Origin of the sequence: Nitrosopumilus sp. Nsub (assembly GCF_001541925.1) — an archaeon.
GTDB lineage: Archaea > Thermoproteota > Nitrososphaeria > Nitrososphaerales > Nitrosopumilaceae > Nitrosopumilus.
In genome coordinates this window covers 12,274-28,731 of sequence record NZ_LQMW01000026.1, presented here as the reverse complement: position 1 = coordinate 28,731, position 16,458 = coordinate 12,274, and the positions used below count along the sequence as shown (strand labels likewise).

Sequence of the window (16,458 nt, the reverse complement as noted above, 5' to 3'; positions counted from 1 at the left end):
TTGTTATGATCAATAATCTACTATAATTTAGTGTCTACCTGAATTAGTTATTCTTTGTTGACTTGAGGGTAATCATTGTTTATCTTTGAATCTTAACTAATTTTTTCTAAATTAATGTTAAAATGAATGATCCATTAAAGGCACGACTAGCAAAATTACAAAAATTTTCTGAATCTGCTAAGCGTAGGGCTAATCTCTACTCTGATATTGCACAAATGGATGATTCTAAAACAGCTCGTTCCTTAGGGGCTTTACAAAAAGCATCTGCTCCAGGTAAAAAACTTCAAAAAATTGGATTTTTGATGTTATGGATTCCTGAACCAACTGGTGTCACTTGTGCTATAGGTGGACCAATGATAGTTGCTGGAAGATATTTAGATAAAAAATACAACGGAAGTACTATACATGATATTGGTCATCATACTAAAAGCACTATTTCTACGATTAGTGATTTTAGAAAAACTGTAAGTTAACGCACTGAGTTTTTAATGGGATTGAACTAAACTAGATTATGACTACTAAGGCACAGGCATTGATTCCCATTTTCATTGCTGCTGTAATTATTGGTTCCATTGGATTATTGACTCTGCCCAGTGAGATAAAGCTTGAACAAGTCAAATTTCCTAAAGGTATGATTAAAGTTGATGAAACTATACTTGAAGTGCAAATAGCTGATACTGAACCAACTCGTGTTCGTGGATTGATGTTTCAAGATCAATTACCTTTAGATCAAGGAATGCTTTTTGTATTTCCTGAACAGGGGTTGTATTCATTATGGATGCTTAACATGCAATTTGAATTAGATATGATTTGGTTTGATAATGATGGTAAGGTTGTACATATTAAAACAAATGTGCCGCCTTGTGTAATTCCTGTTGAAATTGCAGCTGGATGTCCTAGTTTTGTACCTGATGGTGAAGCAACATATATTCTTGAAGTCACATCCGGATTTGTAGAACAAAATAATATTACCAAAGATTCTATTATGGAAATAATTTCTATCTAAAATTGCAAAACCTTATCTTATAATCTATTTTTAAATAATTATTGAATTCTAAAATTATGATTCCTATAATCGTAATAATTATCTCTACTGCTGCTATCTTTTTAATCCCTGAAGAACCTTCTATGCCTTCTTCAGAAAATCTCTATCAATATGGATTCACATTTTATGATGTTGAAAAAATAAAAACATCATTATCTGAAGAAAATATTTTCATGTCTACCCCTAGTCCTGTCACAGATCATACTATTGGAAACTACTGTGCTATTCGTGATGACATTTTATCCAAAATTAGTTATTGTACAACAACTGCCATACAAGGCCCTGATGGTAGATCTCTAGGAAATATTAGCATGGGCGGTGTTCCTGATAATCCTATAATGGCTATTGCACTAGTTGAATCTTCACCATTTGTAAATTCAAAATCTGATGAAGTTGAAATTGTTTTTAAAACTATGGTTGAATCTTTAGTTTGTGATTGTTGGGATGAAAAACAACCTGGGGGCTTTGAATCTATTACTGCCTGGATAGATGCTGCTCAAATAAAATATGTTGAATCTTCTCAAACAGTACCTTTGAAGTCTACAGTTACTGGATTGGGCGATGAAACATTGATTCTTGAAATTACTTACAAAAATGACTCTTATTTGTGGACTTTAATTGTTCTAAAGTAGTCTAATATATGATAAAATTATTTGATTGGCGATTACAATGATTGATCAATTATGGTTAATTCCTTTAGGATTTGCAGCTGGAATATTAGGATCTATGATTGGTCTGGGTGGTGGAATAATTGTTGTTCCAGTTTTAACATTTTTGGGAATTCCTCCTACTATTGCTGCAAGTAATAGTCTTTTTGCTGCATTTAGTAATTCTATTGCTTCTACAATTTCCTATTCAAAACAAAAAAGAATTGAATTTTCTTTAGGATTGAAACTTGGTTTACTTGCAATTCCTGGTACTATTCTTGGTGCAGTTATTTCTACTGATGTTGCCCCTGATATTTTTAAAATTTTATTTGGTTTTGTATTGATAGCATCTTCTGTTTACATTTTCTTAAGAAAACAAGTTGAATCTAAAGAAAAAATAATTTCAAAACAATTAATTCTCCTAATAATTGGTTCTAGCTTTTTTGCAGGGATTATTTCCTCCTTTTTTGGAATTGGTGGTGGGATTGTATTTGTCCCATTGATGATTGTTGGAATGGGAATGTCTATGAAAAAGGCTGCTCCTACCTCACAATTTATTTTATTATTTGCATCATTATCTGGAGTAATTGTTCATAGTATTTTGGGACATCCTGATTTTATACAATCAGGATTTTTAGCAATAGGTGCTTTTTTTGGAGGACTAGTGGGAGCAAAATTATCGTTAAGTGTAAAGGAACGAAATTTAAAAATTTTAATTTCTATGGTACTTGTAATTACAGCTGTAAAATTATTTTTTGATTCTTTGACCAGTGGTTCTTTATTCTAGCCTCAAAAAATTATTGGCATTTTTATAGTAATTTTTTGATAAAAGGTGTTCGTTAGATCTTTTGATCTGATGGCTGAGGAGACTAGTCGGCTCCTTAGTTTAATTAATTATTTTCTGGTTCCTTTTTAATTCTGTAAATATTATTTTTGGCAATTATTATTAGTTCATTTTCTTGTGTAGTTCCTTCAAAATTAATTATTATTTTTCCAAAGTTTTCATCTATTTCTTCTTTTTGAACTATTGTGAATTTTAATTTTAAAACTTGATCTGTATACAATGGTTTTAGAAATCTTGTGTTTCTATTTTCCCATTCTGAGTCTCCATCTGTTCCCAAAAATATTATTTGATTTCCATAAATTTGATTTAGTCTTGTAAATTCTCCTTCCATTCTTGATAAAATTGCTCTTCCTGAAACTAATTGACGTCCTTCATTGACTTTATTTTCCAAAAATACATTTTTTACTCTTGAGAATTTTAGATATTCTTCTAATTCATCATCTGAAATACTGCATGTTGAATAAAATGATTCACCGACAATAAATTCTGAAAATTTTTTCATTCTTATCTTGTTTCATCAACACAGAATGTTACTTCTGCAGATGAATCTGAATTTTCTGAAACTAAAAAGTTGAATGCATCCGCAATTTTTTGATTATCTGGTTCTGCACCTGTAACTGAACCTGGGAAAACTGTAAACATTCTGATTTTTGATTTCAATACATCACTTAATTCTTGATTAACTGTTGTAGTGAATGGGCGTAATGCTCCTCTGAAAACCTCTACTTGAGCTCTTTGAGTTCCTGTCACTTTACGTCCTATTGGTAAATCTGGCCCAATTATCATGATTGCTCCTTTGGTATCTTTGTATAATCTTGGATCTTTGTCTCCGCCTGGTACAAAGTGTTCTAATGCTCTTTGTGCAACTGTTGCTGGGGTTGAAATGAATTTTGCAACTAATTCTTCCCATCCTGCTCTATTCAATTCTGTTAATTTACCAATTTCTGGAAGTTTTCCAGTTACATGAATTACACCTAAAATTTCTCCTAGATTTGTCTTAGCGGTATTAAACCATCTCTCCATTTCTTCAGGATTTGTAATATCTACAACATGTGAATGGAATTTACTGCTGATATGTTCTTGAACATCTGTTGGAGTTGATTGTGAAATGAAACATGCAACTTTACCTCCGTTTTTCTCAACATGCTGTGCTAAGAATTCTACTCTCTCTGCATCTGTTTTATCAGTGCCATCAATTGCAAATACAACTGACTTACCTGAAAAGTCTGGTTGATGTACTCCTGGAGCTGTTGTTCCAATATGTGGTTTTACTGGATAAAATACTCTATCTCCTGGAATAACTTTTCCGTTAAGGATTTTGGCAATTTCATCATCACACAAATTTAGAACTGATTCTGATACTTGTGTCTGAGCTAAAAATTCTCTGTTAGCAATCATATGTGATGTATTGTTTTGAACTTTTTCAGCAATTGTTTGAATTTTTGTAAGTAAATTTGTAAATGTCTCTGTTAGTTTTGCAACATCTTTTCCATTTGCTAATTTCTCAGCAGTTTTTGCAATTCCTTCTTTGTCAATTCCATCTGCAAGAATACATTCTAACAAATCATCTTTTGCTTCTTCAACTTCTGTAGGACTCAAGTCTTCAAATCCACTTACTCTCATGAATTCAGCTGCAGCTTTTGGATATACTGTTTTGTAAATTCTATCTGAATGTACTGGACCTGGGTTTGTTGCAATTGATATGATTCCTTTATCAGTTAATTCCCATGACATTGCTTCAGCAAGTCTGTTTTTAGCTCCTTGTGATGCTGTATATGGACTTCTAAATCTGTAAGGTCTTTGTTCAAGTGGTCTTTCTTCTGTAAAGAATGTTGAAATTGTGATAATTTTTCCACCTTCTTTCATTACTTTTAGTGCTTGAACTGAACCCCAAAATGTACCTGTTAGATGAATTGCAATTGTACTTTTGAAATCTTTTAATGGTGAATTTGGAAAACATGTTACAGGACCTGAAACTCCTGCATTGTTAATAATATAATCTACGTTAACATTGTCATTTTTTAGCGCATCAAACATTGAGGTCATTGCTGATTCGTCTGCAACATCTACTCCGGCAAAAATCTTAACAGATGCACCACTATTTTTATTTGAAATAATTTGTTCTAGATCTTTTGATGCTTCTTCTAATGGTTCTTTTCTTCTACCTAAAATAATCACACTTGCACCATTTTCAACAAATTTTGTTGCTATGGCCTTACCAATTCCTGTACCACTACCTGTAATTAATGCAGTTTTGCCTTGGAATTTCAAGTTAAAAAAATAAAAAACTTTTGCATATTTATTTGGATTGATCTCTAGGGATTTTTTCTTGATATCTTTATTTGTGGGTATGTTCAGAGATTTTTTATGCATGATACAGAATCTGATACTTTCATTTACCAAACATGGCCTGAAAAATTCAGTGATATGTTAAAAGAGATCGGTGTGGATTCTGAATCTAAAGAAATCGCCACTGATGAAGTTGAAAATGATGATTACTATAGCAGATACTTTTCTCAAACTCCTAGAATGGTTACAAATAAGGGGTGCATTGAAATTAAAAATTCAAATATTGACGTCGTACAAATAATTCAAAAGGGATAATCATGCAAGATCCAAATCCACTTCCTTGGGGTGCCTTAGATAGATTTCAAGCACAATTTATTGTAAGAAAAAACGCTGGTTCTTCTGGTATCAATTATATCGCAAAGACATCTTTGAGTACTAAAGGTCATTTTGGTTCCAAAGTAATTGCTAAAGTAGAATGGAACGGATATGGTGATTTGGCTACTAAATTGAATTCTGATTCTGAATTAAATGAAATGATTGCAAAACAAACTATAAAGGATGCAACAATCTATGTTGAACCTACAGATACTGCAATTCGAATTCGTGGTAAATGGGAAAATCATATTTCATTTGGCATCACCAAAGAATTATTTGAAATTTATGACCGCATTGCTGGTCACATTAAATCTGTTTAAGCTTTCCACCAATCTAGAGCAAGAAAATCTACTTTATCTTTTCCTTTTGGAATAGCTAAGATGAATTGTTTCCTTACTGTCGTAGCTAATCGTCCTGCAAGAACAATTCCTGTAGATGTAATTGGTTCATTTCTGTTATACACCTGAATTAAAAATGGTGCATGATCAATTCCTGGACCTTTTTCATATACTGCAAAATCAAATCCGAATTTTATTCCTGGATTAATTATGTATCCTTTCTCTCGAAAATCTTTGTAAACAATATACTTTTTTTCAAAATCATGTACTTCGTTTTTACAAATCTCTATCATTTCTTCTGTCTTAATTTTTTGTTTTAATTTAGTAATTGTGATTTTTTTCTTTTCTAACAAGTAATACCCTTCAATTAAATCCAAAATTAATGGGACATCAATTTCTTCAATTTTTGGTTTAGGCATTCCAATCGGTTTCCCATAATATCCTTCACTGAAAAGTTTCTTTGAATCTTCAATATTCCATACAATTATTCTATTTTCTATTAATTCACTTTTCATATTGTTATTGAATATTCAATGTATATGAATTCTATACTTTACAACTAACGTTAATTATATTAAAAATAAACTAGAAATTTTAATTCTCTTTGGCTATAGGCTTAATGCTAATAGGATGAATGAGTCTGAAACTCTCTGACATTTGTCAGACATCTCCTCAATTCCTTCAATAACATCTTTGATTAACAACAATTCTTTTGGATCTTTAACTTCGTTGAGAAGTTTAATTGTTGCATCTCTGTATTTGATGTCTATCTCTCTTTCAATTGTTTGAGTTTCTTGAGCTAATTCAATTGCATTGGCAGTGTTTGTATTGAGACTTCTAATAATTTCATTAAGTTTGTAGACTTCATCTACTACTAATGATATTAGTTCTGCAATATCCTTGTCAAGTTTTGAACTTTTTAATGTAGTAATTTTTACATTAGAAAGTTTGAATGCAATTCCTGTGATATATCCTGCAATTTCATCCATCGTATAAGCTGTGTTCAGAAGATTTTCTCTATTCATGATTAATCCTCCTACGTCTGCAACTTCACGTGTGATTTTTCTTCTCAAGTTTTCTACTTCTTCTTCAATTGTTGAGATTTGTTCTAATGTGTTTTTGATTCCTTTTTTGTCCTTTTTCATTAAGGCTTCTGTTAGTGTTGCAAGTTCTCTTGATGCATTTAGAATTCTATTGATCTCATCTTGTAAAACTGCTATTGCCTTTCTTTTTGCTTGAACTTCAAGTTCTCCACTATACATAATACAAAGTCAGATGCCTGTTGGTAATTTAAATCCTCTATGATTTTTGATATTTTTTGAGCGTGTTAGATTAAATTTTTATCGTGAGCAGCTTTATTCTGCCCTTTGTATAGTGAAATTACTTCATCATCTGTTGATGCATCTTCTGCCATTTTTTCAACTCTAATTTTTCCTGTAAACTTTGGAAATCTCAATGCCAATCCTGTATCTTTTCTTATTTCATCTCGTGCTACTTTGTGAATTGGACTCAATGTTATTTCTGATGCAACAACTTCAATTACTAATTCTGGTTCAAACCATACGTCTGCATTCATCTCACTGTTGATGCGAGGATTTTTTTTGATTGTTGTTTTTGGGTTCAAAATTTGATATAATTGATCTAAACTTTCATCAGTAAACCCTGTGCCGACTTTACATATGCTGGGAAATGTGTCTGTGTTTTCATCATATGTTGAAAGCAATAGTGTTCCATAACTTCCAGTTCTTCTACCTTTTCCAAAAAATCCTCCTACAACTACAAGATCTAAACTATCTCCTAATTCATTTCTATATTCTCTTTTCAATTTTAACCAGTGACTTCCTCTAGAGCCTGCTTGATATGGTTTGTCTAACATCTTTAACATCAATCCTTCACTTCCTGCATTGATGCTATTTTCAAAAAATTCTTCAATTTCATTTTCATTTTTTGCTAAAGTCATTGGAATAAATTTTGCAAATTCATTTTCCTGAATAATATTTTCTAATTTTTTTCTTCTTTCAATGTAATTCAAATCTGTACAATCTTTTCCATTACAATAAAGTAAATCAAAAAAATTCACTGTAATTGGATATTCTGTAACTGCTTTTTCAATTTTGTATTTTCTTCTTCTATGCATTAATTCCTGAAACGGTAAAAAATCTCCTGTGTTTTCATTAATTGCTACAATCTCTGCTTCCATAATCGCATCTTCAGCTTGAATCATTTTTGGAATTTTTTCAATAATGTCTGGATAATAACTTGAAATTTTTTCCAAACTTCTTGAGAATAATTCAATTTTCTCTCCTTCAATGTGAAGTTGAACTCTTTCTCCATCCAATTTGTATTCAATTGCAAACTCTTCCCCCATTTTTTCAATAACTTCTTTTTCACTTTTTACTCTGTCTGCAAGCATTGGACGAATTGGATTAAACAAATTCACTTTGAATTTTTCAATTCCTTGAATTCCTTCTGATGCAATTGTCTCTGCTACTTTTCCTAAATCACTTGAGACATTGTATGCATTTTGTAATAATTTCCTATTTTCTTTGTTTCCTGAATACCTCACTGCCAGTGCATCCATTACTGTGTTTTCAGCTATGCCTAATCTTAGAGTACCCAACAAAATTTTCAAAATAAAACTTGCTTCTAATGGATTTGCATCATTTAACAAACTTGAAATGTATTTTATTTTCATGTCTTGAGATCTTGACCCTTCTAATTTTGCAATCTTGAACAACGTGTCATAGACTCTTTCTACTGTAATGTCTTCAACAAGAAACGTCGTTTGTGTTTTTTGTTCTAAAATTATAGCTGCAGCATGTCCTAAGTCTCCTCCTTTTGTATACTCTTCTTCAATTTTTTTAATTGCAATTCCTGATGATTTTGAAATTGCTCTAATTGCTAATTTTTCTGCAACTCCTAATTCAACACCTTCAAAGTCTGGTCTTAACTTTCCCTGAATCAAATAAACTATTTTTGAAATTACTTCTTGTGGTGTTTTTTCAAATAACTCAACTAATAATTGTGTAAGCTCTAATCTTTTTCTGGTTGATTCCATTTTTTCAAAAGATTCTGCTAAAATAGAATATTCCATAATCTGTTTCTAACTGATCCTGAATAAAAGTTTGAATTTAGATGTATTTGAAAATTGTTGGTTTCTCTGAATCTTTAACATCTGAAACTAATGCAAAATTGTGTAGTGGGTATGTTTTCTTGTACTGTTTCATGAAACTCCATGCTACATCGTGTGTTTTGAATTCTGTCCTAATTTCTGCAATAACGCTTTGTTCTCCTAATGCATCTATTGGAACAACTCTATAACTTTTTGGACGATTGTGTGGTCTTACACGTAAGAACCATGAAAATGCAAAAATTAAGACCGTTCCTAGAATTACATATTCTCCTGCCACTTTGAAAAATGTCAGAATTATACCTGGTATGGTTTGTCCAAATAATACTGCAACAAAACTAGAAAACGAAATTACTGCTAACACTGTGAAAATGTATGTTTTCCAATCAAAGATTCTCTGAAAGGCATTCATCCCTTAATAGATTACTCCTTTTTTTGATTTAACTATTTCGTAATTTTGTAAAATTAAGAATGATCCCTAATCTGGATCTTCGTAATTTTCTTTTCTATCCGAATTTGTTGGTTCATCTTCCATTGGTTTCATTTTACTTTCAAGAACATCCATTCTTGCTCTATATCCTTCAGCATATTCTAATTCTGATGGAACTAATGTTGCTGGATGAATGAATCCTTGACTTCTAATCGCCATTGCTTTCTTTGTTGCAATTTCTCTAATGTAGTCCCAATCTGGAGTTGAGAATCCATCAAATGGTCCAGTGAATTTTCCATTATGCATACTGAATACCAATGCCTCTACAATTGGAATGCAGAAGTTAATTGATGCAGCTGAATTTAATTTCACTGGCATAAGTGGCATGTTGTGACTTCCTCTAGTGTTGCCTGCAACGTAGTGTGGATTGTTAAACATGCTTCCAACTTCTTCTGTTGCTGGGAAATTTTTCTGTGTTCTAACTAAACAAATTGGATCATCTTTTCCAACATATGTTCCTGCAATATTGTGAAGTCTATCTGTTGATGCATCTAAAATTGGTTCTCCATCTCTAGTGTAAACAGAATCAACAACATATCTTCCAGGATACATTAATGCTGCTTCAATTGTTGGTTTGTCTTCCCATAATTGTAATTCTGCAATTTGTGCTTTTTCAACATCCATGATGTTAAACTTAACTCCCTTTGCAAGACTTTTGTTTACAATTAATGCTGTATTGCTTAATGTATCAACGAACATTCTATAGATTGGATAGTTGAATGCACCTGGTTCAGTTTTATCTGCTGCAAAAACTGTGAATGCTTCATTTGGTCTTTCTTCAAATTCCATTTCTGCAACACCTGGACCCATTCCTTTGACATTTCCTGAAAATGAATCTCTTAGTAGATCTTGTCCTGCACCATAGAGACCTTCTTTCTTGGCAACTTCTGTACCTGCCATGAATGCATCCCATGCTAATTTGTGAATTTTTTCATTATTGGTTCCATGTGTATGTGACATTACAATATGAGTGTCATCACCACAATAACCAATGTAATGATCTATTAGTAAATCTCCTGAATTCTCAACGGTATCTCTAATTGCTTTGATTAGGCCGTCACTAGGTTTTGTATGTCCTCCGATCCCTCCGACATCTGCTTTGATAACTGAAACTGTAATTTTCATAATACTGATTTTTTCTTCTTTGATTTATGTGCTTTTAGTAAAGTCTCAAAAACCAAATATTACAAAAAAAAATAATTTTTTTTGAAAAAAATTCATTACAGTAATATATCCCCTCGACAACGAATTCGTTATGGCAGATAAACCACACTTAAACATGATTGTAACAGGTCATATTGATAACGGTAAATCCACAACTATGGGTCATTTCTTAATGGATCTAGGAGTTGTAGATGAGAGAACCATTGCAGCACACGGAGCCGAATCCGAGAAGACCGGAAAAGGTGATACTTTCAAGTATGCATGGGTTATGGATAACATAAAAGATGAAAGAGAAAGAGGAATTACTATCGACTTAGCATTCCAAAAATTTGAGTCAAGCAAATTCTTCTTTACTTTAATTGATGCACCTGGTCACAGGGACTTCATTAAAAATATGATTACTGGCGCTTCTGAAGCAGATGCCGCTGTCTTAGTACTTTCAGCTAAAGAAGGTGAAACAGATACTGCAACTGCAGCTGGTGGACAAGCAAGAGAACACGCATTCTTGCTTAAAACATTAGGTGTAAAACAGATTATTGTCGCAATCAATAAGATGGATGCAGTTGAATACAAAGAAGACGCCTTTAAAGCAGCAAAAGAGAAAGGTGAAAAATTAGTAAGATCTGTTGGTTACAAAATTGACGACGTACCATTCATTCCAGTTTCTGGATGGAAAGGTGATAACTTAGTTAAGAAAACTGAGAACATGCCATGGTATTCCGGAAAAACACTACTAGAAGCATTTGATGATTTGACAGTAGAAGAAAAACCAACTGGTAAACCATTAAGAACTCCAATTCAAGACGTTTATACCATTACTGGTGTCGGAACTGTACCTGTAGGTAGAGTTGAGACTGGTATTATGAAAGCAGGACAAAAAATCATTGTAATGCCTTCTGGTGCATTAGGTGAAATCAAATCAATTGAAACTCACCACACTGAAATGCCATCTGCAGAAGCAGGTGATAACATTGGTTTCAACCTTAGAGGTATTGAAAAGAAGGATATCAAGAGAGGAGATGTTCTTGGTGAACCTGATAACCCACCAAATGTAGCAAAAGAATTCAAAGCCCAAATTATTGTAATTCACCATCCAACAGCAATTGCACCTGGTTATACTCCAGTTATGCACGCACACACTACACAAGTTGCAGCAACTGTTACTGAATTCCTTCAAAAAATTAACCCCGCAACTGGTGCAGTTGAAGAAGAGAATCCAAAATTCCTTAAAGTTGGTGATGCCGCAATTGTTAAGATTAGACCAGTAAGACCAACCTGTATTGAGACATTCAATGAATTCCCAGAAATGGGTAGATTTGCTCTCAGAGATATGGGTGCAACAATCGCAGCAGGTATTGTTAAGGAAATTACTGAAGAGTACAAACCATAGGCGTTTTTTATGACACAAACCGCCCGTGTTAAACTCACTTCTACAAGCCTCCCTAAATTAGGGGATGTTTGTAATGAGATTCTGGGTATTGGTAAAAAAACCGGTGTTAAAGTAAAAGGCCCAACTCCACTTCCTGTTAAAAGACTCCATGTTGCTACAAGAAAATCTCCTTGTGGCAGCGGAACTGAAACTTATGAAAAATGGGAAATGCGAATGCATAGAAGAATAATCAATATTAATGCAGACGATAAAGCAATTAGACAACTAATGAGACTAAAAATTCCTGATGATGTCTATATTGAATTATCTTTGACTTAATTTGATATCCTTAAATTATAGAAATTAATGATGATAAATATGGCTGAAGAAATTGAAGAAACTCCTGTTGAGACATTTGAAGTAAATTATGCATGCTTAAGATGTGGAACAATTGTTTCAAATACTGAATTATCTCGTTTGCCTGAAATCAAATGTATTTGTGGATTCAGAGTCTTTACCAAAGTTCGACCTCCAGTAGTTAAAACTGTAAAAGCAATTTAGTTATCTATCTTTTTTGTAACTATGCTCTCTTTGTAAATGAGTTCTCATATCTTCCATATTTGAAAAATTCTTGTTACATTCTTTGCAATCATATTCTAAATTTTTTCCGTGTATGATTTGTTGATGATTCATTAACTCTTCTTCTTTTGAAAATTTTTTGTCACATTTATTGCATGAGTGTTTTTTTAAAAAATTCACTTTATCCAAACTCTGCTTTTTTACTGTCCCAGCATTTTCTACATAATTGACCATCTATTTTCCAATGTCCTTTGGCATTGTGTCTAATTAGGCCCATTTTTGTTTCACATACTGCACAAAAATTTTTCTTTTGGTCATGACTTTTTTCTTTTTCATCAAAACAGTTTTTGCATAGTAATCCTTCCATGTCCCATTGCCATCTGGGTTCCCATAAATCTGTAATTTTTCCTGTTACTCCACATTTGACACATGGCTGTCTGACTTTCCCTTCGTAGTATTCTTTGGATTTCTCAAAATGACAATCACCACATAATGAACCTTTGATATTCCATTCTCTTTTTGGCTTATGTCTATGTGTTAATTCTTTATTACAAATAGTACAATTAGTTGCTTTTTTGCTAAATAACCCCATATCTCTAATTTTATTTTAAAATATTTAATTATTAAATGTAAACAACTGAATTAGCCTATTGCTACTGGTATTGAAAAATAAAATAAATTAAAAATTTGAAAAACTATCTATTTGTTAAGAATTTTTTCAAGAGCTTGACTTGCATTTAACATTCCATTTCTCTTGGCAAATTCTTCAATCATTTTGTATTGTTTTTCACTAAAACAAACAGGCATTGATCGTGTTTTCATATTAAATATATGAATAATTTCACTAATATCCTTTTCTCTGATAACCTTTTTCAAACCGATTCAAAAAGATCTATCATGGTAAAGAAAAAACAGATCTTAGTTATTGGAAATAATACCATTGGGTGCACCCCTGAACATGAAAAAGTGGCATATGATATAGGACAAGAGATTGCAAAATCTGATTCTTTGTTGATCACAGGAGGCTTGGGTGGAATAATGAATGCTTGTTCTCATGGTGCTAAAGATGCAAATGGTCTAACAATGGGAATAATCCCTCAAGATGATCCTAAATTTGCAAATGAATTTTGTGATATTGTTATTCCTTCTGGGATGGGATTTACACGAGATTTTCTTAATGCTTTATCTGCAGATGGTGTGATAATCGTTGGTGGTGGCTCTGGAACTCTATCTGAAGTATGTGCTGCATATATGAGTAAAAAACCAATGGTTGCAATACGTGGTTTTGATAGTGCAATTTCTCCATACATTGATGGATATGTTGATCATCGAAAAAATGTTAAAATCATTGGGGTTGATACTGCAAAAGAAGCTGTTGATAAAATAATAGAATTGATTACTGCATAGAGATTAACAGTGGGTCTGGTTTGTAAAATTCTCCATGTTCTTCTGCTAGTTTATTTAATTCATCAACAATGTTTTTAATTCCAATTTCTTTTGCTGTTTCAAAAAGAGGTTTTCTTAATCCTAATCCTAACTGTGCTGCTTTTTCAATCTCTTCTATGTCACTTGCACCATTAGTAATTAACCAAGCTGCATTGTTAACAATATTTGCAACCAATTGTATTGGATTAAATTTTTTTGCTAATTCTTCAGATAATGTAACTCTTTCATATTTGTCATCGGAATATTTGTAATACCCTTCTCCTGATTTTTGTCCCAGTTTCTTTTTATCAAACATTTTTTCAACTGTTGGATGTGGATTGATTACTTTTTTATCTCGTAAATGCATTTCTGTAGTTGCTTTGTGAATTACATCCATTCCGGTGAAATCAGCTAATTCAAAAATTCCCATAGGAAATCCTAACTTGAATTTAACTGCAGAATCTATTTCTTCTAATGTTGCATTTGTTCTGTCTTGTGCAAAACATGCTTCATGTACCATTGGAATAAATAATCTGTTGATGATAAATCCTGGAACGTCTTTTCTACATAGAACTGCTTGTTTGTTTACTGATTTTACAAATTCTTGAGTTAGTTCCGTAATATCTTCTCCAGTCTTTTCTCCAGGAATTACTTCAACTAATTTCATTAATTGTGGTGGGTTGAAAAAATGTATTCCTATAAATTTTTCAGGGCGTGATGTTGTGTTTGCAATTTCTGTAATTGGCAAAGTACTTGTGTTTGATGCAAAAATTACTTCAGGTCCTGCTGCTTTATCTAATTCTGCATAAACTGATTTTTTTAAATCCATAATCTCTGGAACAACTTCTATTACCAATTCTGCATTTTTTACTGCCTCGTTCAAATCTACGATTGGGGTAATTCTTGCAAAAATTGCATCTCCTTCCTCTTTTGAAATCTTTTCTTTTGAAACAAGTTTGTCCAAACTCCATTTGATTTTTCCCATTGCTTTGTCTAAAAATTCTTGTTTGATATCTCTCAAAACTACATTATATCCTGCAGTTGCTGAAACTTGAGCAATTCCATGACCCATTACCCCTGATCCTAATACTGTGATATTTTTTACTGACATGAATTGACAAAAATTCAGTATCCTTTATAATGTATTTCTTCACCTTTGTGATATTATGGGCCTGTTTAATCGTAAAAAGTCAAATGAGACTAAAACAAAATGTGATGTTTGTGGAACTGAACTTCATGATCCTGAGAGATTAAAAAAACATATGAAAAAAGCACATGGAAACGTACCTGCCAAAAAAATGGATATGAATGGTGGGGACGGCGGCACATGGTAAATTGAATTTAAGTTCTAGTCAACAACAAGGTTTGGTTTTTGGTTGTGCCTTTTTAGCAGCGGGAGTTGTTTTATCTACGATGATTTTTCCCTTTTGGCATTTAATCCGAGAAGATGTTTTTGAAGATGTTGTTATCTTGAGTAATGATGATGGTACTTGTTATGTTGAAACTATTGATGCTGTACCTAAAATCATTGAAAATTGTGAATTAAATACAGGAGATAAAGCGACAATAAAATTTGGTAAGGATTTGGCTTGGGCTACTATAGTGACACCTTGATAGATACTTTGATATTTTAAAAATTTATTTGATAATTATGGATTGTATTTTTTGTAAAATTATATCAAAGACAATTCCTGCTAAAATTCTTCATGAAACAACTAATTCAATTTGTTTTCTAGATGCTTTTCCGTTAACTAAAGGACATGTTCTAGTAATTCCTAAAAATCATTGTGAAAAAATTCAGGACATGACTGTAGATGAAAACGCTGATTTATTTTCTCTAGTTCATGTTATGATGTCTAAAGTTGATTCGATAACTGGTTCAACTTTAATTGCAATTCATAATGGTAAAGAAGCTGGACAAGAAATTCCTCATTTACATGTGCATTTAGTTCCTAGAGATTCTTCTGATACTGGTGGGCCTATTCACAGTATGTTTGACTCTTCTTTACAATTGCCTGACTCTGAAATTGAAAAATATTATAATCTATTAAAAATTTAATACGGAAACAATTTTTCTTTTGTGATAACATTCTCTACTTTAATTGCTTTTGTTGGACATGTTTCAGCTGCATTCATTATTTTATTCACTCCTGCTCCTTTTTGGTTAATTACTTTTGATTTAGGATTTGTTTGAGTTTGTTTATTAATTTCAAATACTTCTGGCGCAATAATTTCACAACTACAACATCCGATACACAATGATTTGTCTATACTTACCTGAAGATCCGGTTGTTTTGTAGGCTCTTTGGCTTTTTCATATTCTCCATTTTTACCATCTGCTCGAACTTTTGCATTGTAATCTTCCCAGAATTTTTTTTCATATTCTTTCCAAAAAGTTGGATCACCTTCTTCAAACTCTCTTGTGTATTTGCTCCAATCCTGTTCTGGTATTCCTCCATCATTTGGAGCTCCCCACTGTGGTTTTGGTTTTACTCTTTGATTTCCAGAACTTTTCTTTGCTTCTTGGTATGATGAATCGTCTTTTTCATTCTTTTTTAGAAAATTATATGCCTCTGTAATTTTTTTAAATTTCGAGTCTTCATTTTTTTCTTTATTTTTATCTGGATGTAATTCTAGTGCCATTTTTCTATATGATGCCTTAATTTCTTCTTGTGATGAATTTTGATTTACTTTTAATGTTAGTAATGCCTCTCTTCTATTCACATTATCTTTAATACCTTATATTTTAAAAATCATTGTCAT

At 32.3% G+C, this 16,458-nt stretch carries 25 protein-coding genes; 13 read left to right on the top strand and 12 right to left on the bottom strand.

Annotation, left to right across the window (positions count from 1 at the left end; translation table 11 throughout):
* Positions 1 to 122 precede the first annotated feature (122 nt).
* From AW732_RS08195 to AW732_RS08180, 4 genes are read left to right on the top strand one after another with little or no spacing between them, the layout of a single operon-like run.
* Positions 123 to 473 (top strand): hypothetical protein, encoded by a 351-nt coding sequence (locus AW732_RS08195; protein ID WP_067961193.1) that lies wholly within the window; start codon positions 123 to 125, stop codon positions 471 to 473.
* A 38-nt stretch (positions 474 to 511) separates the two neighbouring features.
* The gene (locus tag AW732_RS08190; protein WP_067961190.1) at positions 512 to 1,006 is read left to right on the top strand and encodes a DUF192 domain-containing protein; all 495 of its coding nucleotides are present in this window, start codon (positions 512 to 514) and stop codon (positions 1,004 to 1,006) included.
* Positions 1,007 to 1,047: 41 nt separating this feature from the next.
* The gene (locus tag AW732_RS08185) at positions 1,048 to 1,677 is read left to right on the top strand and encodes a hypothetical protein (protein WP_067961187.1); all 630 of its coding nucleotides are present in this window, start codon (positions 1,048 to 1,050) and stop codon (positions 1,675 to 1,677) included.
* A gap of 37 nt (positions 1,678 to 1,714) precedes the next feature.
* The gene (locus AW732_RS08180; RefSeq protein WP_067961184.1) at positions 1,715 to 2,479 is read left to right on the top strand and encodes a sulfite exporter TauE/SafE family protein; all 765 of its coding nucleotides are present in this window, start codon (positions 1,715 to 1,717) and stop codon (positions 2,477 to 2,479) included.
* A 103-nt stretch (positions 2,480 to 2,582) separates the two neighbouring features.
* On the opposite strand, the gene AW732_RS08175 is transcribed toward AW732_RS08180, so the two are convergent.
* Together AW732_RS08175 and AW732_RS08170 are read right to left on the bottom strand one after the other, a co-directional pair.
* Complete coding sequence (locus AW732_RS08175; protein ID WP_067961180.1) at positions 2,583 to 3,038, bottom strand: hypothetical protein; 456 nt, start codon at positions 3,036 to 3,038, stop codon at positions 2,583 to 2,585.
* 2 nt (positions 3,039 to 3,040) lie between these two features.
* Positions 3,041 to 4,807: an SDR family NAD(P)-dependent oxidoreductase gene (locus tag AW732_RS08170; RefSeq protein WP_067961293.1), complete on the bottom strand. Its 1,767-nt coding sequence runs from the start codon at positions 4,805 to 4,807 to the stop codon at positions 3,041 to 3,043.
* A gap of 96 nt (positions 4,808 to 4,903) precedes the next feature.
* Between AW732_RS08170 and AW732_RS08165 the strand changes: the two genes are divergently transcribed.
* Together AW732_RS08165 and AW732_RS08160 are read left to right on the top strand one after the other, a co-directional pair.
* Positions 4,904 to 5,140 carry a hypothetical protein gene (locus AW732_RS08165; RefSeq protein ID WP_067961178.1) on the top strand — a complete coding sequence of 79 codons (237 nt, stop codon included), beginning with the start codon at positions 4,904 to 4,906 and terminating at the stop codon, positions 5,138 to 5,140.
* Positions 5,141 to 5,142: 2 nt separating this feature from the next.
* Positions 5,143 to 5,520 carry a hypothetical protein gene (locus AW732_RS08160; RefSeq protein WP_067961176.1) on the top strand — a complete coding sequence of 126 codons (378 nt, stop codon included), beginning with the start codon at positions 5,143 to 5,145 and terminating at the stop codon, positions 5,518 to 5,520.
* Here the strand turns inward: AW732_RS08160 and endA are convergent.
* The 5 genes from endA to fbp form a co-directional block, all read right to left on the bottom strand.
* The gene (gene endA / locus AW732_RS08155; RefSeq protein WP_067961173.1) at positions 5,517 to 6,053 is read right to left on the bottom strand and encodes a tRNA-intron lyase; all 537 of its coding nucleotides are present in this window, start codon (positions 6,051 to 6,053) and stop codon (positions 5,517 to 5,519) included. The genes AW732_RS08160 and endA overlap by 4 nt on opposite strands.
* Positions 6,054 to 6,146: 93 nt before the next feature.
* Positions 6,147 to 6,800, bottom strand: a complete 654-nt coding sequence (locus tag AW732_RS08150; protein WP_067961171.1) for a DUF47 family protein — start codon at positions 6,798 to 6,800, stop codon at positions 6,147 to 6,149.
* Positions 6,801 to 6,865: 65 nt separating this feature from the next.
* On the bottom strand, positions 6,866 to 8,632 hold the full coding sequence (locus tag AW732_RS08145) for an ATP-dependent DNA ligase (RefSeq protein WP_067961169.1): 1,767 nt from the start codon (positions 8,630 to 8,632) through the stop codon (positions 6,866 to 6,868).
* Between the two features lie 37 nt (positions 8,633 to 8,669).
* Complete coding sequence (locus AW732_RS08140) at positions 8,670 to 9,080, bottom strand: hypothetical protein (protein ID WP_067961165.1); 411 nt, start codon at positions 9,078 to 9,080, stop codon at positions 8,670 to 8,672.
* 66 nt (positions 9,081 to 9,146) lie between these two features.
* Positions 9,147 to 10,283, bottom strand: coding sequence for a fructose-1,6-bisphosphate aldolase/phosphatase (gene fbp, locus AW732_RS08135; RefSeq protein WP_067961163.1), 1,137 nt, complete (start codon positions 10,281 to 10,283; stop codon positions 9,147 to 9,149).
* 130 nt (positions 10,284 to 10,413) lie between these two features.
* Between fbp and tuf the strand changes: the two genes are divergently transcribed.
* From tuf to AW732_RS08120, 3 genes are read left to right on the top strand one after another with little or no spacing between them, the layout of a single operon-like run.
* Positions 10,414 to 11,712 carry a translation elongation factor EF-1 subunit alpha gene (gene tuf, locus AW732_RS08130; RefSeq protein ID WP_067961161.1) on the top strand — a complete coding sequence of 433 codons (1,299 nt, stop codon included), beginning with the start codon at positions 10,414 to 10,416 and terminating at the stop codon, positions 11,710 to 11,712.
* 9 nt (positions 11,713 to 11,721) lie between these two features.
* Positions 11,722 to 12,030, top strand: a complete 309-nt coding sequence (rpsJ, locus tag AW732_RS08125; RefSeq protein WP_067961158.1) for a 30S ribosomal protein S10 — start codon at positions 11,722 to 11,724, stop codon at positions 12,028 to 12,030.
* Positions 12,031 to 12,060: 30 nt separating this feature from the next.
* A complete protein-coding gene (locus AW732_RS08120; RefSeq protein ID WP_067961290.1) occupies positions 12,061 to 12,252 on the top strand; it encodes an RNA polymerase Rbp10 in 192 nt (63 codons plus the stop codon).
* Here AW732_RS08120 and AW732_RS08115 read toward each other — a convergent pair whose 3' ends face one another.
* The 3 genes from AW732_RS08115 to AW732_RS09025 form a co-directional block, all read right to left on the bottom strand.
* Positions 12,253 to 12,450, bottom strand: coding sequence for a C2H2-type zinc finger protein (locus AW732_RS08115; RefSeq protein WP_067961287.1), 198 nt, complete (start codon positions 12,448 to 12,450; stop codon positions 12,253 to 12,255). It abuts the gene before it with no gap.
* A gap of 1 nt (position 12,451) precedes the next feature.
* Entirely contained in the window at positions 12,452 to 12,862 is a 411-nt protein-coding gene (locus tag AW732_RS08110; RefSeq protein WP_067961155.1) for a hypothetical protein, read from the bottom strand.
* A gap of 107 nt (positions 12,863 to 12,969) precedes the next feature.
* Positions 12,970 to 13,092: a hypothetical protein gene (locus tag AW732_RS09025; protein WP_256381665.1), complete on the bottom strand. Its 123-nt coding sequence runs from the start codon at positions 13,090 to 13,092 to the stop codon at positions 12,970 to 12,972.
* A 75-nt stretch (positions 13,093 to 13,167) separates the two neighbouring features.
* Between AW732_RS09025 and AW732_RS08105 the strand changes: the two genes are divergently transcribed.
* Positions 13,168 to 13,677: a TIGR00725 family protein gene (locus AW732_RS08105; protein WP_067961152.1), complete on the top strand. Its 510-nt coding sequence runs from the start codon at positions 13,168 to 13,170 to the stop codon at positions 13,675 to 13,677.
* On the opposite strand, the gene AW732_RS08100 is transcribed toward AW732_RS08105, so the two are convergent.
* Complete coding sequence (locus AW732_RS08100) at positions 13,667 to 14,806, bottom strand: 3-hydroxyacyl-CoA dehydrogenase (RefSeq protein ID WP_067961149.1); 1,140 nt, start codon at positions 14,804 to 14,806, stop codon at positions 13,667 to 13,669. The genes AW732_RS08105 and AW732_RS08100 overlap by 11 nt on opposite strands.
* Positions 14,807 to 14,861: 55 nt before the next feature.
* Here AW732_RS08100 and AW732_RS08845 point away from each other — a divergent pair, with 55 nt between their 5' ends.
* From AW732_RS08845 to AW732_RS08090, 3 genes are read left to right on the top strand one after another with little or no spacing between them, the layout of a single operon-like run.
* Positions 14,862 to 15,029, top strand: coding sequence for a hypothetical protein (locus tag AW732_RS08845; protein WP_172790434.1), 168 nt, complete (start codon positions 14,862 to 14,864; stop codon positions 15,027 to 15,029).
* A 1-nt stretch (position 15,030) separates the two neighbouring features.
* Positions 15,031 to 15,309: a hypothetical protein gene (locus AW732_RS08095; protein ID WP_067961146.1), complete on the top strand. Its 279-nt coding sequence runs from the start codon at positions 15,031 to 15,033 to the stop codon at positions 15,307 to 15,309.
* 37 nt (positions 15,310 to 15,346) lie between these two features.
* The gene (locus tag AW732_RS08090; protein WP_067961143.1) at positions 15,347 to 15,754 is read left to right on the top strand and encodes an HIT family protein; all 408 of its coding nucleotides are present in this window, start codon (positions 15,347 to 15,349) and stop codon (positions 15,752 to 15,754) included.
* Here AW732_RS08090 and AW732_RS08085 read toward each other — a convergent pair.
* On the bottom strand, positions 15,751 to 16,419 hold the full coding sequence (locus AW732_RS08085) for a DnaJ domain-containing protein (RefSeq protein ID WP_067961140.1): 669 nt from the start codon (positions 16,417 to 16,419) through the stop codon (positions 15,751 to 15,753). The two genes, AW732_RS08090 and AW732_RS08085, sit on opposite strands and share 4 nt — an antisense overlap.
* Positions 16,420 to 16,458: the final 39 nt, after the last annotated feature.